Source organism: Gordonia sp. NPDC062954 (assembly GCF_044543825.1).
GTDB classification, from domain to species: domain Bacteria; phylum Actinomycetota; class Actinomycetes; order Mycobacteriales; family Mycobacteriaceae; genus Gordonia; species Gordonia tangerina.
This window is the reverse complement of record NZ_JBITWL010000005.1, coordinates 218470-241296: the sequence shown is the minus strand read 5'-3', so window position 1 is coordinate 241296 and position 22827 is coordinate 218470. Positions and strand designations below refer to the sequence as shown.

Annotated in this window: 26 protein-coding genes; 13 read left to right on the top strand and 13 right to left on the bottom strand. The window is 66.6% G+C overall.

The features are described 5' to 3' along the window. Positions 1-34: 34 nt before the first annotated feature. From ACIGKQ_RS07915 to ACIGKQ_RS07875, 9 genes are read right to left on the bottom strand one after another with little or no spacing between them, the layout of a single operon-like run. On the bottom strand, positions 35-874 hold the full coding sequence (locus ACIGKQ_RS07915) for an ABC transporter permease (protein WP_372475197.1): 840 nt from the start codon (positions 872-874) through the stop codon (positions 35-37). 3 nt (positions 875-877) lie between these two features. Next, positions 878-1711, bottom strand: a complete 834-nt coding sequence (locus ACIGKQ_RS07910) for a hypothetical protein (protein WP_396573052.1) — start codon at positions 1709-1711, stop codon at positions 878-880. A gap of 40 nt (positions 1712-1751) precedes the next feature. Then, positions 1752-2720, bottom strand: a complete 969-nt coding sequence (locus ACIGKQ_RS07905) for an MlaD family protein (RefSeq protein ID WP_235724998.1) — start codon at positions 2718-2720, stop codon at positions 1752-1754. Next, positions 2717-3748 (bottom strand): MlaD family protein, encoded by a 1032-nt coding sequence (locus tag ACIGKQ_RS07900; RefSeq protein ID WP_396573050.1) that lies wholly within the window; start codon positions 3746-3748, stop codon positions 2717-2719. Before ACIGKQ_RS07900 ends, ACIGKQ_RS07905 begins: the two co-directional genes overlap by 4 nt. A 14-nt stretch (positions 3749-3762) precedes the next feature. Continuing rightward, on the bottom strand, positions 3763-4878 hold the full coding sequence (locus ACIGKQ_RS07895) for an MlaD family protein (protein ID WP_396573048.1): 1116 nt from the start codon (positions 4876-4878) through the stop codon (positions 3763-3765). Next, positions 4878-5984, bottom strand: a complete 1107-nt coding sequence (locus ACIGKQ_RS07890; protein WP_396573046.1) for an MCE family protein — start codon at positions 5982-5984, stop codon at positions 4878-4880. The genes ACIGKQ_RS07895 and ACIGKQ_RS07890 overlap by 1 nt, the downstream gene beginning before the upstream one ends. Then, the gene (locus ACIGKQ_RS07885; protein ID WP_235725002.1) at positions 5981-7009 is read right to left on the bottom strand and encodes an MlaD family protein; all 1029 of its coding nucleotides are present in this window, start codon (positions 7007-7009) and stop codon (positions 5981-5983) included. Before ACIGKQ_RS07885 ends, ACIGKQ_RS07890 begins: the two co-directional genes overlap by 4 nt. Next, a complete protein-coding gene (locus ACIGKQ_RS07880) occupies positions 7006-8058 on the bottom strand; it encodes an MlaD family protein (protein ID WP_328712887.1) in 1053 nt (350 codons plus the stop codon). The genes ACIGKQ_RS07885 and ACIGKQ_RS07880 overlap by 4 nt, the downstream gene beginning before the upstream one ends. A 4-nt stretch (positions 8059-8062) precedes the next feature. After that, the gene (locus ACIGKQ_RS07875; protein ID WP_328712888.1) at positions 8063-8920 is read right to left on the bottom strand and encodes an ABC transporter permease; all 858 of its coding nucleotides are present in this window, start codon (positions 8918-8920) and stop codon (positions 8063-8065) included. Positions 8921-9458: 538 nt separating this feature from the next. On the opposite strand from ACIGKQ_RS07875, the gene infA reads away from it, so the two are divergent. The 8 genes from infA to truA all read left to right on the top strand — a co-directional run bounded on the left by infA (position 9459) and on the right by truA (position 14216). Then, positions 9459-9680, top strand: coding sequence for a translation initiation factor IF-1 (infA, locus tag ACIGKQ_RS07870; RefSeq protein ID WP_005170487.1), 222 nt, complete (start codon positions 9459-9461; stop codon positions 9678-9680). 77 nt (positions 9681-9757) lie between these two features. Continuing rightward, positions 9758-9871, top strand: a complete 114-nt coding sequence (rpmJ, locus tag ACIGKQ_RS07865; protein ID WP_040515091.1) for a 50S ribosomal protein L36 — start codon at positions 9758-9760, stop codon at positions 9869-9871. Positions 9872-10089: 218 nt separating this feature from the next. After that, the gene (gene rpsM, locus ACIGKQ_RS07860) at positions 10090-10458 is read left to right on the top strand and encodes a 30S ribosomal protein S13 (RefSeq protein WP_235725006.1); all 369 of its coding nucleotides are present in this window, start codon (positions 10090-10092) and stop codon (positions 10456-10458) included. Then, complete coding sequence (gene rpsK / locus ACIGKQ_RS07855) at positions 10458-10865, top strand: 30S ribosomal protein S11 (RefSeq protein ID WP_160900678.1); 408 nt, start codon at positions 10458-10460, stop codon at positions 10863-10865. Before rpsM ends, rpsK begins: the two co-directional genes overlap by 1 nt. Before the next feature lie 23 nt (positions 10866-10888). Then, positions 10889-11494: a 30S ribosomal protein S4 gene (gene rpsD, locus ACIGKQ_RS07850; RefSeq protein ID WP_235725008.1), complete on the top strand. Its 606-nt coding sequence runs from the start codon at positions 10889-10891 to the stop codon at positions 11492-11494. Positions 11495-11574: 80 nt separating this feature from the next. After that, the gene (locus tag ACIGKQ_RS07845; protein WP_235725009.1) at positions 11575-12627 is read left to right on the top strand and encodes a DNA-directed RNA polymerase subunit alpha; all 1053 of its coding nucleotides are present in this window, start codon (positions 11575-11577) and stop codon (positions 12625-12627) included. A gap of 59 nt (positions 12628-12686) precedes the next feature. After that, a complete protein-coding gene (rplQ, locus tag ACIGKQ_RS07840; protein WP_287016830.1) occupies positions 12687-13322 on the top strand; it encodes a 50S ribosomal protein L17 in 636 nt (211 codons plus the stop codon). Positions 13323-13388: 66 nt separating this feature from the next. After that, the gene (truA, locus tag ACIGKQ_RS07835; RefSeq protein WP_396573098.1) at positions 13389-14216 is read left to right on the top strand and encodes a tRNA pseudouridine(38-40) synthase TruA; all 828 of its coding nucleotides are present in this window, start codon (positions 13389-13391) and stop codon (positions 14214-14216) included. A gap of 62 nt (positions 14217-14278) precedes the next feature. On the opposite strand, the gene ACIGKQ_RS07830 is transcribed toward truA, so the two are convergent. Both ACIGKQ_RS07830 and ACIGKQ_RS07825 read right to left on the bottom strand, forming a co-directional pair. After that, positions 14279-14806, bottom strand: a complete 528-nt coding sequence (locus tag ACIGKQ_RS07830) for a TM2 domain-containing protein (protein WP_235725011.1) — start codon at positions 14804-14806, stop codon at positions 14279-14281. A gap of 53 nt (positions 14807-14859) precedes the next feature. Beyond that, a complete protein-coding gene (locus ACIGKQ_RS07825) occupies positions 14860-15960 on the bottom strand; it encodes an alpha/beta fold hydrolase (RefSeq protein WP_372475199.1) in 1101 nt (366 codons plus the stop codon). Positions 15961-16192: 232 nt separating this feature from the next. Here ACIGKQ_RS07825 and ACIGKQ_RS07820 point away from each other — a divergent pair, with 232 nt between their 5' ends. Beyond that, complete coding sequence (locus ACIGKQ_RS07820) at positions 16193-16873, top strand: DedA family protein (protein WP_287016829.1); 681 nt, start codon at positions 16193-16195, stop codon at positions 16871-16873. A 13-nt stretch (positions 16874-16886) separates the two neighbouring features. On the opposite strand, the gene ACIGKQ_RS07815 is transcribed toward ACIGKQ_RS07820, so the two are convergent. After that, complete coding sequence (locus tag ACIGKQ_RS07815) at positions 16887-18458, bottom strand: MinD/ParA family protein (RefSeq protein ID WP_287016828.1); 1572 nt, start codon at positions 18456-18458, stop codon at positions 16887-16889. A 154-nt stretch (positions 18459-18612) separates the two neighbouring features. After that, the gene (locus tag ACIGKQ_RS07810) at positions 18613-19812 is read right to left on the bottom strand and encodes a CaiB/BaiF CoA transferase family protein (protein WP_396573096.1); all 1200 of its coding nucleotides are present in this window, start codon (positions 19810-19812) and stop codon (positions 18613-18615) included. Positions 19813-20148: 336 nt separating this feature from the next. On the opposite strand from ACIGKQ_RS07810, the gene ACIGKQ_RS07805 reads away from it, so the two are divergent. The 4 genes from ACIGKQ_RS07805 (at position 20149) to ACIGKQ_RS07790 (ending at position 22789) form a co-directional block, all read left to right on the top strand. Beyond that, positions 20149-20622, top strand: coding sequence for a hypothetical protein (locus ACIGKQ_RS07805; RefSeq protein WP_396573039.1), 474 nt, complete (start codon positions 20149-20151; stop codon positions 20620-20622). Positions 20623-20631: 9 nt separating this feature from the next. Beyond that, positions 20632-20958, top strand: coding sequence for a YbaB/EbfC family nucleoid-associated protein (locus tag ACIGKQ_RS07800; protein WP_235725014.1), 327 nt, complete (start codon positions 20632-20634; stop codon positions 20956-20958). Between the two features lie 137 nt (positions 20959-21095). Next, positions 21096-21404, top strand: a complete 309-nt coding sequence (locus ACIGKQ_RS07795; protein WP_235725015.1) for a hypothetical protein — start codon at positions 21096-21098, stop codon at positions 21402-21404. A 53-nt stretch (positions 21405-21457) separates the two neighbouring features. Further along, on the top strand, positions 21458-22789 hold the full coding sequence (locus ACIGKQ_RS07790; RefSeq protein ID WP_287016846.1) for a hypothetical protein: 1332 nt from the start codon (positions 21458-21460) through the stop codon (positions 22787-22789). The last annotated feature ends 38 nt before the right edge of the window (positions 22790-22827 follow it).

Here is a 22827-nt window from a genome sequence, read left to right as displayed (position 1 = left end):
CGCGGATGGCATGGACGGTCAAACATCCGGTGGTTCAGCCGATCTGCAGCGGGAAGAAGACCGTGTAGATCAACGTGATGACGAAGTTCACTCCGATGATCGCCACCGTCGAGACCACCACCGTGGCGTTGACACCGTCGGCCACGCCGCGTGGCCCGCCCTTCGCCTCGAGCCCGCGCTGACAACCGATGACCGCGATGATCACCCCGAAGATGGACGCCTTGACCATCGCGAGCAGCATGTCGCGCTGTGAGGCGAAGGAGCCGAACGACTGCCAGTAGCTGCCGGGCCCGACACCCTGCATGGTGACTGCGAGATAAAAGGCGGCGAGAACACCGACCACCACGATGAAGATCGCCAGGAGCGGTGCCACCACCGCGGCGGCGATCACCCGGGGTACCACCAGCCGTTGGATGGGGTCGACACCCATGGTGCGCATGGCGTCGATTTCCTCGCGGACCGTGCGCGCGCCGAGGTCGGCGGCAATCGCCGAGGCACCTGCCCCGCCGAGCAGAATCCCGGCGGCCAGCGGTGCGGCCTGCTGGATGACGGCGAATCCGGATGCGGCGCCCAATAGCGACTGAGCACCCAGCTGGTTGATGATGTTGCCGATCTGGATGGTCACGATCACGCCGAACGGGATGGCCATCAGGAAGGCCGGCAACGCGGTGACACTCACCAGATACCAGGCCATGACCACGGCCTCGCGGACCTTGAGCTGACCGCGGACGAGGTCGAGCGCCATCTGGAGCATCGCGACGATCGACAGCCGGAATGTGCGGCCGAGTGTCCGCACCGGGCCGAGCGCGTTGTCGGAGAAATTGGCGGAGAAGGCGTCGAGGGCGGGGCTGCGTGAGGCTCGGCTCATCGTCATCGCTCAGCCCCCAGGTGCCGGCGACGGGGCGGGAGCCGATTCCTGTGCGCCCGAATCCTGTGCGCCCGAATCCGGTGCTGCCTCACCCAATCCGCCGGGGATCGCGCCGGTCGGGTCGCCGACCTCGGTGATCAGCCAGTCCTGCGATCGGTCCAGCGTCACGGTGTACACCGCGACGGCACTGCCGCCGTCGGGGGTTTGCACGCTCTTGGTGTCGACGTCGACGACGGCGTCGACGCGGAACATGTCGCCGTTGACCTCCTGGGTCTTGGCCAGTACCAGTTCGGCCGTGGTCTGCATCCGCAGGGGTGTGATGATCTGCTCCATGGCCTGACCGATGACGTCGTATTTCTTCTGCAGTTCCGGGCTCACGCCGTCCTTCATCGCTGCGATCCAGGGGGTCAGATCCTGGTAGTCCAGGGTGGCGGCGGCCACGGCGTAGCGAGCGGCGACATCTTCGGCCTTCGCCGAATCGGCGGCCTCCGACGTCATGGCGTCGAGGTCGTTGCGTGCGGACACGTCCCGGTAGATGAACGTCCCGAGGGCGGCGACGAGCGCCACGATGAGCAGTGAGATGCCGAGCGTGCCGAACGAGATGGACAGCTGGCGTTTGGCTTTACCGGCACGTGCCGGCGCGTGCTCGGCACTCGGCTTCGGGCCGGCGGGGGTGGGGCCGTCGGTGTCGGCTTTTTCTACGGTGCCGGCTTTTTCTACGGTGCCGGTGTTCTCGACGGTGTCGCCTGTCGTGGTCTCGGACGCCTCGGTGTCCGCCGGCTCGATGCGATCGGCGTCGGCGTTGTCGTGCTTGTCCTCGGTGGACGTGTTGTTCTCGGCCACAGCCGATCTCCTTTTCGCTACGCGGGTATGTCTCGATGTCTCAGTTCGGCTGGGTGATCACCAGTCGCATGCCGTCGCCGGCACCGAACAGTTCCAGCGCACGTGCCAGCAGTTCGCTCATGTTGATCTGCGGCAGGGTCTGGTTGAGTGCGGTCACGATCGGCATCAGTGGGCCGACGGCATCCATCACCGGGGGAATCGTCTTCTCCAGGTAGGGGTTGAATTGCTCGAAGAACGGGTGCAGCGTGTTCATGATCGAATCGTGCAGATCGGTGCTGTTGACCAGGTGGGCGGTCGCGTGCAGTGCGCCCTGGAATTCGGTGACCACCTGATCGAGTCCGCGGGAGAACTGTGGGAGGGTATCGACGATCCACCCGAGATTTGCCGTGTAGATCTGGGTGTTGGAGAACATGCTGCGCAGCTGTTCGGACCGCGACAGCAACAGGGCCGCTACCAGCCGGGTGCCGTCACTGATGCGGCCCAGCGACGGCTCGGTTCCGTCGAGTGCCTCCGAGACCGTCTTCAGCACGCCAGCCATGGGGCCGGCGGCGATTGCGGTCGACATCGTCGAGATTTCATCGAAGATCCCGGGGATCGACTCGGGTTCGTCGATCTGCTCGGCCGAGATGACCGCTCCGTCGGGCAGTGCCGGACCGGCGTAGGTGCCCGAGGTGAAATTGATGTACGGCTCGCCCAGAGCTGACTGCAGACCGATCTCGACGGTGGAGTCGACAGGAATCTCTTGGTCGCTGTCGTAGTCGAGGATCAGCGTCGCCCCCTGCCGGGCGAGTTGGACCTCACGGACATCACCGATGCGTACCCCGCTCGCGAACACGCCGGTTCCGGACAGGATGAGCCCGGTGTTCGCCACGCTCATCTGGACGGTCTTCGGCTGCTCGAACGGCCGCCAGTCGTACGCCTGTGTCGCCAGATAGCCGCCGCCGAAGATCAGCACGACGACGAACGCAACGATGTTGAGGATCAGTTCTCGGATGGTCTGTGGATTCATCGGGTCATTCCCAACATGCGGAAGACGTTGGTGAGCTGGCCGGCGATCTCCCGGTCGGAAACGTTGTTCTCGATTGCCATGGACCGCATGTTCAGCCCCGGGGCGTTCTTGAAATACGGCACCAGCTTGTCGTTGAGGACGTCGACGAGCAGTTCCGCATTGGACACGTCGGAACCGGGCCATCCCGGGATGAGGATGGGCTTGACGACTGTGTTGATTAGTCGTGTCAGACCCGTGAGCACCGGCACCAGTGGCATCGCGGGACCGAGTGCCCGCGACAGCCGGGCCAGGACGACCACCAGGTAGGTGGTGTCGCTCATGGCGCGGAACTGGCCGGCACCTTCGGGGCTCAGAGCGAACTGCAGGGTGCCCTTCATACTCTTGAGCCGCTCGGTGAGCGCCGTGACGTTGCGCAGGATCGAGGTGATGTCCTGTGTGCTGTCGGCCCAGGTGTTCACGGTGTCGGTCAGCACGGCCTGGATCTTGCGGACCTCGGCGGGGTCCTGCGGGAACTGGTTGTTGACCGTGGTGAAGGTACTTCCCAGCTGCATGAGGTCGCCGCTGCCGAGGAAGTTCGACAGGCTCGCCATCAGCTGTTCGATCTGGACCGGCCGCTGGACCTGGGACTGGGGGAGCGTGCCCCCGGGGGGCAGAGCCGAGCTGATGGCGTCGGGCGGGTTGGTGATCGAGACGTAGGTGTCACCGAGAAGGGTGTCCTGCTTGAGTTCCAACGTGGCCTGCCCCGAGATCGCCTGCGACTCATCGACCAGCAGTCGGACGACCGTGTGACCGGTCGCGGGCTCGATAGCGGACACCACACCGGACGCGATGCCGTTGACCACGACCCGCGAACGCAGCGGCAGGTTGACGGCGGTCGGGACCTCCACGTTCATCATCCAGCCGGTGCGCACGGACTGGGGTGTGGGCAGTTCCTCCGGGGTGAAGTGGGTGTAGGCCGAACACCCCGTGACCAACCAGCCCGCCATCAGCGTCGCGATCAGTCGGAGTGCGGTGGTCCGACGCGGCATACGTGGCACGATTCTCATGGCTTGGCCCCGGTCATCATCAGGGCCATCGTGATGGCGTCGACCTGCATCCCGTCGGGATCGGTGACGGTGCACTGGCCCGGGACGAGGCGGTTGATGTTCGCGCATGTCAGCTCTGGATTCTTGGCGGGGATGCGGGTGGTCGGCGGTGTGTACCGGATGCGCAGGCCCAACGACTTCTGATCGAAGGAGATGTCGAAGGCCTTGATGAGGACCGGGACGATGCCGAGGATGTCGCCGAAGTTCCGCATGCCGGCGCCGATCACGCGCGCGACCGGCACCACGACGTCGAGCGCGGGCCAGACGAAGTGACCGTAGTGTGAGATGACGTAGGTCAGCAGGTTGATCGTCTCCGGGACGGCCGCGATGATGCGGACGACGTTGCCGACCGTCGGCAGGACCAGAGGTTGGATCACCCCGGTGATCTCGGTGATGAACTTCTCGAGGAAGTCCCAGTTGCCGGCGAGGCCGGTGGACATGGCGCTCACGCTGTCGACGATGCGTGCGGTGTCCACGAGCGCGCCGTCGATCGGACTGTTCGCGGGCATCGCGAGCTTCTTGATCAACGCGTTGAGCTCGGGTCCGGTGCCGGCGAGTTCGTCGTCGAGATTGCCGACGAATCCGAGCACGTTCTTCAGCTGATCGGGCCCGCCCGCGGTGGTGAGTTGTTTCGCGACGACCGAGATACTCTCCAGCGACTCCGAGATCGACACCGGCGTATTGGTCGACAGGCGCGGTATGCACGTGTCCGGGCTCAGCGTGTCGCCGTCGGTGTCGTCACCGATGAGAGCGAGTTGCCGGACGGCGATTACCGACGGCGCGACCGTCGCCGCCTTGACCTCGGCTGGGAGTCGCTGTGCACCGTCGGCGGTGAACCGCACTATCGCGGTGCCGGGACCGGGCTCCACCGACGTGATGGTGCCGACGGTGACACCGCGCTGGGTGACGTGGTTGCCGGGAAACAGCCCGATGGCGTCGTCGAACTCCGCGCAGTACTGCTGCTTGCCGGTAAGTCCGGAGCCAACGACGTAGAGGCCCGCCAGTGTCGCGACCACCACCGTGATCGAGATACCGGAGATCAGCCACTTCGAACCGAGGATCTTCACCAGCATCAGCACGCCACCCCCACCATCGGTACGCAGTAGTCCGACGACAGGACCAGGTTGCTCTGGTCGATCACGATGGAACCGTCCGGCGCCACCATGTCTTCCAGCCGCTTGATCAGGTCGCGGCCCTGCTCGATCAACGGCGTGTAGCGCTGGAGCGCCGGTCCGAAGTCGCGGCCGATCGCGTCGAGCTGATCGATCAAGGGTTGGATGTCGTCGTCATAGAGCAGGGCGAGACCGCGCAGTCGTTGCAGCAGCAGACCGGTGTGTTCGAGCACCACGTTCAGACGTGGTGCGAACACGGCGTACTCGGAGATGAAGCTGCTGAGGTTGCGGGCCATCTGGGTGATCACGTCGCCGTTGGCGTTGATCTGCTCGGCGTAGTCGGCCGCCAATCGCAGCATCGAGCCGAACTGATCCTGGCGCTGCTGCAGGTTGTCGAGCATCGAGCTGATCACGCCGATGTTCGTGCGCAGCGCGCCGGGGTTGGCGGTCAGCGCCTCATCGAAGTCGGCCATGGTCGTGCGCAGCGGGTTGGCATCGATCTTCGCCAGCTTGGGCTGGATTGTCTGGAAGGTCTGCATCAGGCTGTAGGGCACCGTGGTGCGCGCAGCCGGAATCGGCTCGTCACCCAGTGGTCGGTCGCCCGCGGTCGTCAGGTCGACGAAGGAGCCGCCGACGATGGTGAGCATCTTGACGTCGGCACGGGTCTGGTCGCCGAGGTATGTACCCCACCGCACGGCCATCTCGACGTCGACGTGGTCACCTGCGAGCTCGATGCTCTTGACCGTGCCGACCGGCACACCGGCGACTCGGACGCTGTTGCCGACTCGCATCTGTCCGGCCTCGTCGAACTGTGCGACGACCCGGTAATGGCCCGGGCTCAGCCAATAGACACCCATCGCGATCAGCGCGGCGACGAGGGTGACGGCCACACCGGCGATGCCCCACCGCAGTTCGGAGCGGCGGCGACCTCGATTGGACATCGGCTTGTGGTCGGTCATGCGGTTCACCAGACCGATGCCCCGGTCCCACAGTCCGCGGATCGCCGAACCGAGGCCCGACAGCTTGGGCATGGACGTGCCGTCCTCGCGGAGGGTGTCGTAGTTCATCGTTTGCACAAGGTCACCTGGCTTCCACGCAGAAACAGCTTCACGTCGGCAGGTATCTCGGCCGCGCCGGCCGAGCATGTTCGATCGACCTGTGCCGCGTCGGTCGCCGGCAGCACCGAGTTGATCGACTGCAGGATGCCGGGCGACAGCGAGAGCAGTCCGATGGCGGCCTCACCGATCGGCTTGATCTGGTTGAACAGGAAGTCGGCGTCGGGGGTGCGGTTGGGCTGCACGCCGAGCGCGGCCAGGAGGTAGTCGGCCTGTACCAGCAGGTCGCCCGTGTGGTTGGCGAGATCCTCCAGATCGGGGGTCCATTCGGCGAGCACGGTGCCGAAACGCGAGATGTAGCCGATGATCGGATCGATGTACTCGGCGCGACCGTCGACCGCGCCGGACAGCTCGGCGAGGTTGTCGACGAGTGTGTTGATCACCTCGGACCGGTTGTCGACCAGCCGCATCATGGATGTCAGCGAACTCACGAATTCGCTGAAACTCGAGCCGTCGCCCTCCACCACGGCCAACAGGCTCTCCGAGAAGTGGTTGATGTCTTCCGGGCTCATCGTCGCGAACACCGGTGCGAGACCGTGGAATACCGTCGTGACGTCGAACGACGGCGTCGTCGAGGCAGTGCCGATGATCTCGTCCTGTCCAACCGGGTCGCCGGGCTGCTCCGGGTCCTGCAGGTCCACGTAACGGATGCCCGTCAGGTTGAGGTAGCGGATGGCCAGGGTGCTGTTGGCATGAACCCGGGCATCGCCCGACAGCTCGAACTCGACCCGAGCGACACTCGTCGCGTCGCCGGGAGCGTGGTGCACCTCGATGGCCGTGACCTTGCCTATCCGTGCACCGCGCACCCGCACGTCGTTGCCCGCCTTGAGGCCGGCGGCATTGGTGAAGTCGGCGGTGTAGGTGCGGGTCACGTTCGACACCGGACGGTCGATCGCATTGTTGATGAACAAGCCCCCGGCAACGGTCATCACCGCGAAGACGATCAGGTACACCAGGGCGCGACGGAAGCTGGTCATCGGGGGCCCGCCGATCCACCGGTGGGCAGTTGCAACGCTGCCGCCAGACCCGGCGTCGACCTGAGCACGACGTCCACGTTGAGGACCGGGCCGTCGGGGGTGTCGGGCAGCGACCTGCGTAAACGTTCGATCAGGGTGGCGATCTGGATACCGTTGCGTCGGCTGTCCGGGAAGGTCTGCTGGACCCGACCGATGATCTCGGTGAGCACCGGCATCAGCGGCGCGGTCATCCCGAGCGCATCCGGACCGAGGAGGCGGGTGAGGTCGTCGACAAACGGACCGGCGGTGGCCGAGAGGCCCTTCTCGGAGGCCTCGAGGTATCCGGGTGCACGCGGCGCCTGCCAGTCCATGATCTGTTTGACCGGCGGCAACAGGTCGTCGACGGCGCCACGCACCTGTCCGATCAGCTGCGTGTACTGCGGGAGGGTCTCGGCGGGGGTCACCACCTGGGTGTCGGCGATGTCGCTGGCGATCTGGCCGATGGCCCCGAATAGGGGCAGCAAACCGCCGGTGGCCTGGTTGGCGATGTCCAGGACGCCGCCGACGTACGGATCGAACGCCTCGTTCTGCAGGTCGCTCAGGTTGTGGAGCAGCGTGGTGAGGGTTGCGTCCTCGGGTTCCGGTGGGGAGAAGCTCGACCCGTCGTGCAACGGGGCGCCTCCGGGCTGTCCGTAGAGCACCACGGCGGCGATACCGAAGAGATTCTCCGGCGCGTAGCTGACCATCGCTGTGTCGGTGAGTATGTCGGTAGACGCGCCCATCCGCTCGGGGTCGAGATCGAGCGCGATCTCGTAGGTGTCCGGTGCCGGCGTGGTCACGTCAGCCACCCGGCCGACCTGTGAGCCGTTGAGGACCACCGACGCACCGCGCTGGATACCACCGGCCACCGATGACGTGGACATGGTGATCCGGATCGAGTCGCTCGGGATCGCCCGATCGATCACCACGACAGCGCCGACGAACACCACGGAGGCGGCCAGGAAGGCGAGTGCGCGTCGTCGGTAGGTCGCCGTGTCGGCGGACATCCCGGGAATACGGAATTCGGCCATCGGATCAGCCTCGGAAACTGAACGGAGAGTTGATACCCCAGAACGCCACGGTGAGGATCAGATCGAGGATCATGATCGACACCAGGCTGGCGCGGATGGCCCGACCGGAGGCGACCCCGACACCTTCCGGGCCGCCACTGGCGAAGAAGCCCTTATAGGAGTGGATGAGGGTCACGGCCACCACGAAGACGACGCATTTGATCGTCGCGGACACGAGGTCCGGAAAGTTCAGGAACTGGTCGAAATAGTGTTCGTAGGCTCCCACGGACTCATCGCGGAACCCGACGACCAATGAACTACTCAGGTAGCTGGCGACCAGTGCGACGAGGAAGGTCGGGATGGTGGTGAGGACGCCCGCGATGACGCGCGTGGTGACAACGAAGGCCATCGCATGCACGCCGATGACCTCGAGCGCGTCGATCTCCTCGCTGATCCGCATGGAACCGACCTCGGCGGTGATGCGGCATCCGGCCTGGATCGCGAAGGCCACCGCGGCGAGGATCGGCGCGAACTCGCGGGTGATCGCGAACGACGATGCGGCGCCGGAGACCGCGCCGAGTCCCACGAGGTCGAGGGTGCTGTGGGCGATCACCGCTACGGTCGCGCCGGCCGCGATGCCCAGAGCGGCCATGACCAGGGCTGTGCCACCTCCGACGATCACCGCGCCACGACCCCACGCGAGGTCGGTCACGGCGCGGACGGTTTGCCGTGGGTAGTGGACGAAGGTGGTGGGTATGTAGCGGATCGTGTAGTAGACGAAGGTGAGGAACTGGCCCACGTAGGCCAGGGACGTGTCCGCGCCATGGACCGCCCTGGCCACCGGTTTGGCCCACGGCGGAGCGTACGTCGATGGCGCGTTCATGCTTCCCCCGAAATCCTTCGTTCCCCCGAGTCGTGTGCGACGACGAACCGAGCGCGTGTGCGTCCATCAGCCAACAGCTGGTGGCGTGTTTCAAGTCATATGTATCATATATGTGGTCAAGTGTCCCACATCACACCGAATTCGCGCTGTGGGGCCGCACACCTCATTGGCGCTGTAATGCCGCTGTATTGCCGCTGTGTCGGCGCGACTCGTCACAACCGCGCATCTGTCACGGTGCCGCGCATGTCGCGACGTGCGCGGCAGCGCGGGGAGTGCGCGGTTGTCTCAACTCCTGGCGGTTTGGTCTGAACTGCCAGTTCGCGTAACATTGAACGTCGGTGTGCTTCGCATGCCGGTATCCGCATGTCTTCGAGCCCACGGGCCGGCGAGGCGGTTCCGGCGGGTGTCAGCACCGATGGGGCCGGTCAGCGACGATCGGTGTCCACACACTAACGGATAAACACGGTTTCAACCGGGCTTCGTGTCATGGGATCGCATGGGCGATCTCCGCCGACCAGGAGCCAGGATCGCGGAGGACATGGCGAAAAAAGACGGGGCCATCGAGGTCGAGGGTCGAGTGATCGAACCCCTGCCCAATGCGATGTTTCGCATTGAGTTGGAGAACGGGCACAAGGTTCTTGCCCACATCAGCGGCAAGATGCGGCAGCACTACATCCGCATCCTGCCCGAGGACCGGGTCGTCGTGGAACTCTCGCCCTACGACCTCGGTCGTGGGCGCATCGTTTATCGGTACAAGTAGGACTTCCCCGGGTTTCCGGGAGAGGACAGGATCGGGTGCGGCTTGGTCGTGCCCGGACAAGTCAAGGAGAAGCGGACGTGAAGGTTCAGCCGAGCGTCAAGCCGATCTGCGAGAAGTGCAAGGTGATCCGCCGTAACGGGCGGGTCATGGTGATCTGCGACAACCTGCGTCACAAGCAGCGTCAGGGCTGATCATCGGCACCCCTCGGGGTCGCTTGAGAGTTACCGACCACAACTGAATATGCATCGAAGAGCTGAACATTCTTTGTGAAGCCCTCCCAGCACCAGTGTCGACATACGGGTCGGCGCCCACCCCCGGTTCAGAGGCCGGGGCCCCGCAGCATCAATCACCACAAGAAGAGTCGGGGACGGACTGGGAGCAGACCTCTGAGAAGTAAAGGAAACGCCACATGGCACGTGTTGCTGGTGTGGATCTCCCCCGCGAGAAGCGGCTGGAGATCGCACTGACCTACATCTACGGAGTTGGTCGTACCACCTCCAAGGAGATCCTCGAGGGGACCGGGCTCTCTGCCGACCTCCGGGCGAAGGATCTCACCGACGCCGATGTCGCAAAGCTGCGTGAATACATCGAGAACTCGGTGAAGGTCGAAGGTGACCTGCGTCGCGAGGTGCAGGCCGACATCCGTCGCAAGATCGAGATCGGCTGCTACCAGGGTCTGCGTCACCGTCGTGGCCTGCCCGTCCGCGGACAGCGCACCAAGACCAATGCCCGTACTCGTAAGGGCCCGAAGAAGACCATCGCCGGGAAGAAGAAGTAATGCCACCCAAGTCACGTAGCGCAGGCCCCAAGAAGGGCACCCGCCGTCGCGATAAGAAGAACGTCCCGCACGGCCACGCACACATCAAGTCGACGTTCAACAACACCATCGTGTCGATCACCGAGCCCAACGGCGCCGTCATCAGCTGGGCGTCCTCGGGTCATGTCGGCTTCAAGGGCTCGCGCAAGAGCACCCCGTTCGCTGCTCAGCTCGCCGCGGAGAATGCTGCGCGCAAGGCCCAGGAGCATGGCGTCAAGAAGGTCGACGTGTTCGTCAAGGGACCGGGTTCGGGTCGCGAGACCGCCATCCGTTCCCTGCAGGCAGCCGGTCTCGAGGTCGGCACCATTTCCGATGTCACCCCGCAGCCACACAACGGTTGCCGTCCGCCCAAGCGGCGTCGGGTCTAGCGGGAAAGGGAGGAAGAGAAAACATGGCTCGTTATACCGGCCCCGCAACCAAGAAGTCCCGTCGTCTCCGCGTCGATCTCATCGGCGGAGACCAGGCGTTCGAGCGTCGCCCCTACCCGCCCGGCCAGCATGGCCGCTCGCGGATCAAGGAGAGCGAGTACCTGCTCCAGCTGCAGGAGAAGCAGAAGGCCCGATTCACCTACGGAGTGATGGAGAAGCAGTTCCGTCGCTACTACGAAGAGGCCAACCGTCGTACCGGCAAGACCGGTGACGAGCTGCTGAAGCTGCTCGAGACCCGCCTCGACAACGTCGTGTACCGCGCCGGCCTGGCCCGGACCCGTCGTCAGGCCCGCCAGATGGTCACCCACGGTCACTTCACCGTCAACGGTGTGCGCGTGGACGTGCCCAGCTACCGGGTCAGCCAGTACGACATCATCGACGTCCGGCCGAAGTCGCTGCAGACGGTCCCGTTCCAGATCGCCAAGGAGATCCAGGGCGACCGTCCGGTTCCGGGGTGGCTGCAGGTGGTTCCGTCGACGCTGCGCATTCTCGTGCACCAGGTGCCCGAGCGCGCTCAGATCGACGTGCCGCTCACCGAGCAGCTCATCGTCGAGTTCTACAGCAAGTAGTCCAACCAGCAGCCACCTGGCTGTTCGGTTTCACCCTCGAGGCCTTCAAATAGCGGTAGGCCAAAGGAGAGAACACAGAAATGCTCATCTCACAGCGACCCACTCTGACCGAGGAGATCATCGCCGAGAACCGCTCGAAGTTCGTCATCGAGCCGCTCGAGCCGGGATTCGGCTACACCCTCGGCAACTCGCTGCGTCGTACCCTGCTCTCGTCGATCCCCGGAGCTGCGATCACCAGCATCCGCATCGACGGTGTCCTGCACGAGTTCACCACCGTCCCGGGTGTGAAGGAAGATGTCACCGACATCATCCTGAACCTCAAGGGCCTCGTGGTCAGCTCCGAAGAGGACGAGCCGGTCACCATGTACGTGCGCAAGCAGGGTCCGGGCACCGTCACCGGCGCCGACATCGTGCCTCCGGCCGGTGTCACCGTGCACAACCCGGACCTGCACATCGCCACCCTGAACGACAAGGGCAAGCTCGAGATCGAGCTCGTCGTCGAGCGGGGCCGCGGCTATGTGCCGGCCGTGCAGAACAAGGCGTCGGGTGCCGAGATCGGCCGGATTCCGGTCGACTCGATCTACTCGCCGGTGCTCAAGGTGACGTACAAGGTCGAGGCCACCCGTGTCGAGCAGCGCACCGACTTCGATCGGCTCGTGCTCGATGTGGAGACCAAGAACTCGATCACCGCTCGCGACGCGCTCGCTTCGGCGGGCAAGACCCTGGTCGAGCTGTTCGGGCTCGCCCGAGAGCTCAACGTCGAGGCGGAGGGCATCGAGATCGGGCCGTCGCCGGCCGAGGCCGACCACATCGCGTCGTTCAGCCTGCCGATCGAGGATCTCGAGCTGACCGTGCGGTCCTACAACTGCCTCAAGCGCGAGGGTGTGCACACCGTCGGCGAGCTGGTGGCCCGGACCGAGTCGGATCTGCTCGACATCCGCAACTTCGGCCAGAAGTCGATCGACGAGGTCAAGGTCAAGCTGCACGCGCTGGGTCTGTCGCTCAAGGACAGCCCGGCCAGCTTCGACCCGTCGCAGGTCGCCGGCTACGACCCGGCAACCGGTACGTGGACCGATGACGCATCGTTCGATGCCGACTCCGGTGAGGATTTCGCTGAAACCGAGCAGCTGTAAGGCGCTCGCCCCAAACCCTTCCGGTCGAGAGATCGTGAGTTTCTTCGAGGAGAAGAGAAATGCCCAAGCCCACCAAGGGTGCCCGCCTCGGCGGGTCGGCCAGCCACCAGAAGGCGATGTTGGCGAACCTCGCCACCTCGCTCTTCGAGCATGGCCGGATCACCACCACCGAAGCGAAGGCGAAGCGGCTGCGTCCGTACGCCGAGAAGCTGATCACCCACGCCAAGGCCGGCTCGCTGGCCAACCGGCGTGAGGTGATGAAGGACATCCGGGACAAGGATGTCGTGCACACGCTGTTCGCCGAGATCGGTCCGTTCTTCGCGGATCGTCCGGGCGGCTACACCCGCATCATCAAGACGCTGCCGCGCAAGGGCGACAACGCCCCGATGGCTGTGATCGAGTTGGTGCGTGAGTCGACCGCGTCGAGCGAGGCCAGCCGCGCGACCCGCGTCGCTGCCTCCAAGAAGGCCGCCGAGGACAAGCTCAGCGAGACCGAAGAGGTCGTCGCGACCGAAGGCGACGTCGCCGACGTCACCGACGCCGAGAACCCGGTCGAGGCCGTCGAGGCCGACGCCGACGACGCGGCCGTCGAGAACGCCGAGGCCGTGGCCGAGGCCGTGGACGACGAGTCCTCCGCGGCGACCGCTCCCGATGCCGAGGCAGCGGGCGCGGACGTCGATGGCGACAAGAAGTAGTCGCTGAACTCAGCAGAGCGCGCAGAGCCCGCCGTCACCACATCCGGTGACGGCGGGCTCTGCCGTCTGCGCCTCGACATCTCCTATGACGGGACCGATTTCGCAGGGTGGGCATCGCAGGTGGGTCAACGGACCGTCTGCGGTGTGCTCGAGGAAACGCTTGGCACCATCCTGCGTGTGCCGGTGCGATTGACCGTCGCCGGTCGTACCGACGCCGGCGTACACGCGACCGGACAGGTCGCACACACCGACGTGCCGGAGGCCACGCTGGGCACCCGCTCGATTGCCGGCGACCCGTCGCGGTTGACGGGCAGACTGGCCAAGATGCTGCCCGATGATGTCCGTGTCCGTGTCGTCGAGCGGGTGAGCAGGGATTTCGACGCGCGGTTCTCCGCGCTCCGACGCCATTACGTGTATCGGCTCACCGACGCGGTCTGGGGTGCGGAACCGATCATGGCCCGCTCAACCGCGCACTGGCGTCGTCCGATCGACCTCGCGGCCATGAACGCGGCCGCCTCCACCCTGCTCGGGCTCAACGACTTCGCGGCGTTCTGCCGTCGTCGCGAGGGCGCCACCACCATCCGTGATCTGCAGCGTTTCGACTGGACCGCCGACGCCGACGGGGTGCTGGTGGCGCGGGTCAGCGCCGACGCATTCTGTTGGTCGATGGTGCGCTCGCTGGTCGGGGCTGTCGCCAGCGTGGGCGACGGACGACGCGATATCGACTGGTGTCGCGGACTATTGACCGAGCGGACCCGCAACAGCGCGATTCCGGTGGCGCAAGCGCGCGGACTGTGTCTGGTCGGCGTCGATTACCCCGCCGACGATGACCTCGCCGCACGCAACGATGTCACCCGCGACATCCGCACCGCCGACGGTTGCTGCGGCGGCTGATCGTGGTCGGGACGGGCCCGGTCGGAGTCAGCGGCGGTTTCGGGTACGGCGGCGGGACACGGTCACGGTCGTAGCGGATATCCGTGCGTGTCGGTCACGCCGCCGGTGAGCATGATGATCCCGTCGACCAGTGCCCACAGACTCACCGCGAGGATCAGGAAGAACCCGATGAAGAAGAACAGGGTCACGAAGCCGACCAGCGTGAGCCCGAGTTGGATGCCGCCGGTCTGGTTGTCGCCGATGTAGAAGCGGCCGACCCCGAGGGTGCCGAAGAAGATCTGCAGTAACCCGGCGACCACCTTCGACTTCCCCGAGTACGGCAGTCCCGACATCGGATCACGACCGTACGGTGCGTACGGGTCACCGCCCATCGGGGCGAAACCGTAGGGATTCGGCAGGTACGGATTCGGCGGATACGGATTCACCGGCGCCGGGCCCCAGGGCTGGTGCCCCGCTCCGGGCGCGCTGTGGGGCGCCGACGGTGGCTGTCCGCCGGCCGGCGGAAAGCCGTACTGTCCGTGCGGATCACCGGAGGGGTATCCGTACGGATCGTGGTACGGGTCGTTCGGCGGCTGTCCCGGGTGGCTCACCGTCACATCATCGCACGGGCATTGGCGTGGTCGGGCGCGGATGTAGTGGTCGTTCAGGTGGCGCTGCGTTCGTCCTCGATCGCCTCGAGCACCGCCTCCACTGTCTCCTCGTCACCGGCGAACTCGCCGAGTCGCTGGCCCTCGGACATCAGATGACGCCAGTTCGCCGGATCGAACACTACGGCCTCGTTGCGGTCGATGAAGTCGATGATGGTTTTCGTGAAGCGGTCCGGATCGGCATGGAATGGGAAGTGTCCACAACCGGTGAAGGTCTCGAACTCCGAATGCGGAATCGCGGCATGTGCCAGCCGGGCGTGGTGGTAGGGGATGACGGTGTCCTCGTCGCCCCAGATCAACAACACCGGAAGACGTTCGGTGAGATAGCACCGGTCCAGCATGGTCACGACCTGACCACGCCAGTCGACCACTGCGCGCAGCGTGCGCAGGAACGCAGACGACGCGGTGGCGTCGGCGAGGTCACCCAGCACGCGCACCAGGTCCTCGTGGTCGTTGAGCAGACGCCGCGGAGATGCGGCGGCCGGCATACCGGGGATGTGCGGTGCCGCGGCCAGGGTGCGGGCCGCCAGTCGCAACGAGGGAACCACTCCGGGCACCCGCAGCAGGGTGAGGATCTCATGCGCAATCGGCATCGACACCAGCCGAAGTGCGGGATTGACCTCCCGCGTGACGCCGCCGGCCGCAACCAGGACCAGACGCTCCACGAAACGTGGGAACTGGTAGCAGAATTGCATGGCGACGCCTCCGCCGAGGGAGTGGCCGACCACTGTGACCTTCGAGATGCCGAGTACCACAAGGAGATCGCGCATGCCGTTGGCGAACGCCGGCACCGAATAGTCGGCGCGGGGCTTCTCCGACCGTCCATGGCCGAGGAGGTCCGGCGCGATGACGGTGTAATGCTGGGCGAGCGTGGGGATCACCGAGTCCCAGGTCGACGAGTTGTCGCCGATGCCGTGGATGAGCAGCAGCGCCGGTCCGCTGCCGGCGATGCGGTAGGCCCGCCGGTACCCGTGGATGGTGTGATACTCGATGCGGATCTCGGTATCGGTTACCGGCCGCAGGGCGTGGCTCTTGCCGTTGCGGCCGTGGGTTCGGCTCCGAGACCCCGCCGCCGGCGGGGGTGTGGCTCCGGACACGGTGACTCCTTGGTGATCACATCTGCGTGATGGCTGCGGGCGCCGTACGAGTACGCGGAACCGGTCGGCCCGGCGGCGTTCGTCGGCGTGCTTACCCATGAGTAAACCGCAGTTTGGCACATCTCGCCCGGCATGTTGCATCGAGTTAACCTCGTCCGTCGACGCTGGGGGGCGGCGCCGCTGCGGCGCCGCACGCGGCCGGGCTCTCGCCCACGTCATTAGGCTCGAGGTGATGAATCCGTTCGACGTCGACACCTTCCTCGCCACGGGCGGCCTGATCGGGTTGTGTCTGCTGGTCTTCGTCGAGACCGGGTTGCTGATCGGGTTCGTGTTCCCGGGCGACTCGGTGCTGTTCACCGCCGGCGTGTTTGCCGCGCAACCGGATCCGTTCGCGCCGCTGTGGTTGTTGTGCATCGCCGTGCCCGCCGCAGCCATCATCGGTGACCAGGTCGGTTACGCCATCGGCCGACGGCTGGGCTCCAGTGTCGTGGAGAGCCGGCTGATGCGGTTGGTGGGTCCCGAACCGCTCGCCAAGACACACCGGTACTTCGAACGGTTCGGTGCGCTGACGGTGTTCTTCGCCCGGTTCATCGGGATCGTGCGCACCCTGACGCCGCTGGTGGCCGGATTCACCGGGATGTCGTACCGGATCTTCACACTGTTCAGCGTTCTCGGCAGTTTCGCGTGGGCGGCGGGCATCATCACGCTCGGATACTTCCTCGGTCAGGTTTCGATCATCCGCGACCACCTCGACGTCTTCATCATCGCCTCGGTGCTCACCGTGGTGGTGCCGACCGCTCTGCATCTCGCGCGGCGTTGGCGCAACGGGCGCCGAACGTCGCAGGACGGGGCTGCCGAACCCGTGCCAGAAGAGCCGAATCCCGAGCCCTCCGCCGAGAAACCGACGTCGTAGGTCCGCCAACCGGCTACTGGTAGAACGGCTCGTCGCGGTCGGTGGGCACCGATGAGAAGTCATCGGCGATCGTGGCGGCGAGTTCGGCGAAGGCGCGTCGGGTCTGTTTACTGACCAGATCGAGATCCACGTCGGCGCCCTCGGAGAGATGATCGTCGAACGGGACCTTGTGCACCGCTCGACATCGGGTCAGGAAGTGCTGGCCCAGCTGATCGGTGTCGATCGTCGAGGCGCCCGGGCGCGATGAACTCAACACGACCACCGCGCGCGACACCAGATGGGCGTAGCCGTGGGCGGCCAGCCAGTCGAGCGTCGCCCCGGCACTGCGTGCGCCGTCCATCGCCGGCGAGCTGACCAGGATGATGGCGTCGGCGAGGTCGAGCACCCCGCCCATCGCGGAGTGGCTCAATCCGGTGCCGCAGTCGGTGATGATGATGTTGTAGAAGCGTTGCAGGATGCGCATCACCCCGCGGTATTCCTCTTCGCTGAAGGCCTCGGCCATCGCCGGGTCCCGCTCGGAGGCGAGTACTTCGAGACGGCTCGGCGACTGAGATGTATGCGCCCGCACATCCGAGTACCGGTAGACGTTGGTATCGGCGAGCAGGTCGCGCACCGTGGAGCGGGTCTGTTGGGGCACGCGTTGCGCCAGGGTGCCGAGGTCGGGATTGGCGTCCACGGCGATGACCCGGTCACCGCGCAGCGACGCGAAGGTGGAACCCAGGCCGACGGTGGTGGTGGTCTTGCCGACGCCGCCCTTCAGCGACAGCACAGCGATCCGGTAGTCGCCGCGGACCGGCCGATTGACGCGTTCCAGCAGCCGCTTGTACTCGACGTCGGCCGACGACTCACCCGGATTGATCGTTCCGGCGGAGATGGTGTGCACGGCGCGCCGCCACCCTCGGCTCGGTGGTCGCCGGGCCTTGCGGATGAGGGCGACCTCATCGAGCGCCGGGCCCGACTGCGGGTCGGCGTATCCGGGCGGTCCCATCGGGTAGCCGCCGTACGGTCCGCCCGGGTTCATCGGCGGCTGACCGGGCGGCGGTCCGGCCGGTGGCTGTGGGGGTGGACCCACGGGTGCGGGCGCGTCCGGCCAGGGCGGGGCACCGAAGGAGTTCGGTGGGCCCTGCGGCGCGGCGGCGGAATTCGGGGAATGCGGCGCGTGCGGAGGCTGTAGGCCGGACGGCGGCTGTGGGCCGGACGGCGGCGGCGGGCCGGACGGCGGCGGCGGGCCGGCCGGAGGCATGGGACCGCGAGGGCCCGGTGGGTCGGTCGCGGGCATCGGGCCGGCCGAAGGCGTGTGCTGGGCTGGTGGCGCACCGGGCGGTTGCGCAGCTCCGTTCGGCGGGGTGGTGCCAGGCGGAGGAGGCGTGGTCGGCGGCAACGGGGCGCCGTGTCCAGGCGCGCCCGCGGCGGCAGCCGTACCGTTGTCCTGCCGGTCCGGCGGTACATCGGGCTGACGATGCGCGCTTTCGGGACTCGGGGCCGGTGCGGGCGCCTCGGTCGGCTCCGGCTCGGCGAACTGGAGCCATGGAGGGGGCGCCGGCACACCGGAATTGTCCAAACTTCCGGAGTCGTCGTACGTCATGTGAGAAAAGGTCCCCCTGTAGGTGGTCGATGGTGGCAGTTCCATCGCGCGTTGACGAGTCTAACGAACACTTTCCGACCCGCCGAATGCGGCGATGTAGACTGCCCGCTCGCTGTCGCGCCTCATCGCTTGTGCGCTAGCCGAGGATCGTGCATCAGATCACACCGTCGCGGAGCAGGTCCGCCATCGTGGCGTCGTCCAGGCCGAGGAGGTCGCGATAGATCTCGTCGTTGTGGGTGCCCGGTCGCGGTGGCCCGGCCGAGCGCACCCGGCCCGGCGTTTCCGACAGCTTCGGCACGATCCCTGGGCCGAGGACGTCTCGGCCGAGCCGCTCGTCATGGTGGGCAACGAGCATCTCGCGTGCCTGCATCTGCGGATCGGCGACGACCTCGGCAACCGTGTTCACCGGCCCGACCACGACGCCGGCGGCGCTCAGGACGTCGATGAGTTCCTCGCTGGTGTGCCGCGATGCCCAGTCGGCGATGATCTCGTCGAGCTCATCCTGATTGATGCCGCGGGCCCGGTGATCCACGAAGCGCTCGTCGGTGGCCAGTTCGGGCCGGCCCATCGCGCCGCACAGCCGTCCGAAGACAGTGTCCTGGTTGGCGGCGATCACCACGCGCAGGCCGTCGGCCGCCAGATACAGGTTGGAGGGGGCGATGCCGTCCAAACGGGTGCCCGAGGGGCCGCGCACCACCCCGGCGAGGTCGTAATCGGCGATGGTGGATTCCTGAACGGCCAGGCACGCCTCGGTCAACGCGGTGTCGACGATCTGCCCGCGGCCGGTGACGGTGCGTCGATACACCGCGGCAAGTGTGCCCTGGGCGGCGAACATCCCGGCCAGGGTGTCACCCAGCGACAGCGCGAGGCGTGGGGGCGCCTCCCCGGGATATCCGTTCAGATAACGCAACCCGCTCTCCGCCTCGGCGACCGACGCGTAACCGGCCCGGGTCGCGGCCGGACCGGTCTGGCCGTATCCGGATACCCGGGTGAGGATGATGCCGGGATTGCGGTCCGCGAGGACGTCGTAGCCGAGCTCCCACCGTTCCAGCGTCCCCGGGCGGAAGTTCTCGACGATGATGTCGGCGACCTCGACGAGTTCGAGGAAGACCGCCCGGCCGGCCGGAGCGCGCAGGTCGAGGGTGACCGCCTTCTTGTTGCGCGCGTGCACCGTCCAGTACACCCGTTGGCCGTTCTTTTCGGCCTGGCCCCAGGTGCGGATGGGGTCCGGCGACCCGGGTGGTTCGACCTTGATCACCTCGGCACCCATGTCGGCGAGGAGCCGGCCCGCGAACGGACCGGCGATCAGTGTGCCCAGCTCGAGGACTCGGAGCCCGTCGAGTGCGCCGGGCACGTCGGTGTCGGTGTGCGTCACACTGCCAGCATCGCCGATCCGGTCCGAGGCGATGTGAGCGGGGCGCCGCGCCGGCCGAGTAGGGCTGTGCGGTCGTCGGCGAGGTCATTCGAACGAACGCAAACCCGAGTGTTGGGTGGGCGGTTACGGGCTGGTATGGCAGGATCGTCGTCGGCGACCGGTCGCTATGACGCGTCGGTCGAATTGTTGTGCACCCGCGGGCGTGCGCACGGTTGGTCGGGGGACTCGTATCGCCACATCGTCGATCGTGGGAACCGATCGCGGCCGGGCTGCGTCCAAGTGTCAGCAGGATGGGGTCCGGAAGGGGGAGTCGCCATGACCGCACCAGGTCACCAAACGTGGGACGCGAACCACGGGTATCAGCACGAAGGGTACGCGGATGACGGGTACGCGGATGACGAAGCGCTCGATGGCGGGGTCGCCCAAGATCGGAGAGGTGCAACCGGCGACGACCAGACGGTCGACGCCGCGCAGGCGCTGTCGAGCGCACGCTCTCGTTCCGGCTCCCTGGCGGTGATCACCACGCCGCAGGGATTGCCCGTCTCGGTGCGGATCGATCAGTCGGCACTCGACAAAGAACCCGCGGTCGTGGCCGACGAGATCCTGCGGCTGTGTCGGCAATCCGCGATGGCCGCCGGGATCCGACTGCGCGAGCAGCTCATCGCCTCGGGTGTCGAACGCGACGTGGTGGATGCGATGAAGCTACCGCGGGCTGATGATCTCGCACGTGCCGAGCAACTCGACGACCATGACCTCGACGCCCCGGCGTCCTGGTTGCGGTCAGGGTAGGGGGACGCCATGAGTTGGGCGATGGACGAACTCGAGGCCCGGGCACACGCGCAGTTGAACAGTCTCTACGAGCTCAACGAGCGCTACGCGGCGATCTCGGTGCGCGAGACGTCGGCAGACGATCTGGTGACCGTGGAGGTCGACGGTGTCGGAGCGCTCACCGGTCTGTGGCTTGCCCCCGGCGCCAACGAGATGGGCGGGCCGCGCCTCGGCGAGCAGATCGTCGCCACCGCCGCGCTGGCGGCTCAGCGGGCGTTCGCCAAGCGCGCGTCGATCACCGAGGAGTTCAACGAGTCGTTCGGTGACCTGGTGAATTCCCGGCCACGGACCGACTAGCCGGCACGACCGAGAAAAACTTTCGCAAGAGTGGAACCGAATCGGACGCCGCTGCGTCCAAAGAGGGAATCGCGGCGGCTGCGCTCGACATCGAGAGCGCGCAAGCAAGTCACAGCGGTGAATTGGGAGGGACAGCGATGAGTGACGTGACAGTCGTGCCGGAAGCGGTCGAGGCATTCGGGGCGACCAGCGCGGCCATGGCGACTGCGGTCGGCGCCGCCGGATCGATCAACGCGGCGGCCAACACCGCGGTGATGGTCCCGGTCTTCGGTCTCATCGGCCAGGAGTTCCTGGCCTCGTTCATCGTCGCGCAGGCCAACCACCTGCTGTCGGTCGGCAACCTCGCGGCCGTGCATGCGGGCAGCGCCGCAGCGACTTTCGCCGGCCTGGCCCAGATGCAGGGCGCCGACGGCGATTCCGCGGCCACCATCCGATCGGTCCTGTGACCGGCGTCGGAGACCCCGGGCCGTTGCCGGTGACGGTGCCGGATGTGCCGGCGATGATGCACATGACGGTGCAGGAGATGATCGATGCATCTCCGCTGGGCCCGATCCTCGACACCAGCGTGGCCGACGTGCTCGCGGGCCACGGTCTGCCGGCTCTGCCCCCGATGCCGCCGCCAGGACCCCCACTGCCCGGGCTGCCGCCGCTGCCGCCGATCGACATCACCCTGTTGATCAAGCCGTTGACCGACCTCCTCGGTGGCTTCGGTACCGGCAACCTGTCGGGCGCCGACTTCGACCCGTCGGCGATCTTCGAAGGACTGTCGAAGGTGCTGCAGACCAGCATGTCGATGGGATCGGGAGCGGTGAAGGCGCTCGACAAGCTGTGGACCGGCACGGCGTCGACCGCCGCGGTGGGTAAATCCGCGGTCGCGACGGCAGATACCGCGAATGTGTCCACCCAGGGCGCCGGGATGTCGATCGACATCCAGGCCGCTGCGGGCATTGTCGGGGCCGGTCTCGCCGCGGTGCAGGCGATCATCGCGGCCACCATCGCCAAGATCGCGGGCACGGTTCCGATCATCATGACCCCGCCCGGGCAGGGGCTGGCGGTCGCGTTCGCTTCCGAAGGTCTCGCCGAGGCGACCACCCAGGTTGCGGTGACGCGCGCACAGTTACTCGCGCCCACCGCGAAGATGACGGCGAACGGCGCGCAGGTACCGGTCACCAGTGCACCCACCACCGCCGGCGCGACGCAATCGCCGTTCGCCGTGGCCAGTGCGGTGCTGGACGGGGTCTCTCCGGCCGTGTCGTCGGCGTCGGAGCTGCCGTCGATGATCGCGTCGCCGGTGTCCGGGATGCTGTCGGCGGCACGGGCAGATCCGATGCCCGGATCAACGGCTGCCGGGCTCGCCGGTAGGCCAGGTGGTCCGGGTGGTGGTGGAGCCGGTGGCTCCGGCGGCAAAGGCCGCGTCGGCGGCGGAGGCGGAGGTGGTGTCGGTGCGGTCGGCGCTGCGTCGACTCCGCTGGCGCCCCGCCCGTTCATGACCCCTTCGGTCGGGATGACCGAGCCGGCCGCATCGGGCCCGACCACCACCCCCCGGGGCGCGGTGACCTCCACCGGTGCGATGCCGGCATCGATGGCTCCGATGGCCGGCGCCGGCGCCGCTCGCGGCGCGGGTGCGGGCGCGGGTACCGAGGAGCATCAGGTTCCGGACTATCTGGTGACCGAGGACAACGGCCAGCGGGTCGTCGGCGAGGTCCCCGATGTGGTGCCCGCAGTGATCGGTCAGGAGGACGACCAGCCTGCGGCTTCGGCATCTCCGGACATCGAACTGCGACTGGGCCCGCCGTCGAACCCGAAACCCGATCCGTCGGACAGCTCGTAGGCGTCGTCGACCCGAGCTCACCGGCCTGCGCATCGCAC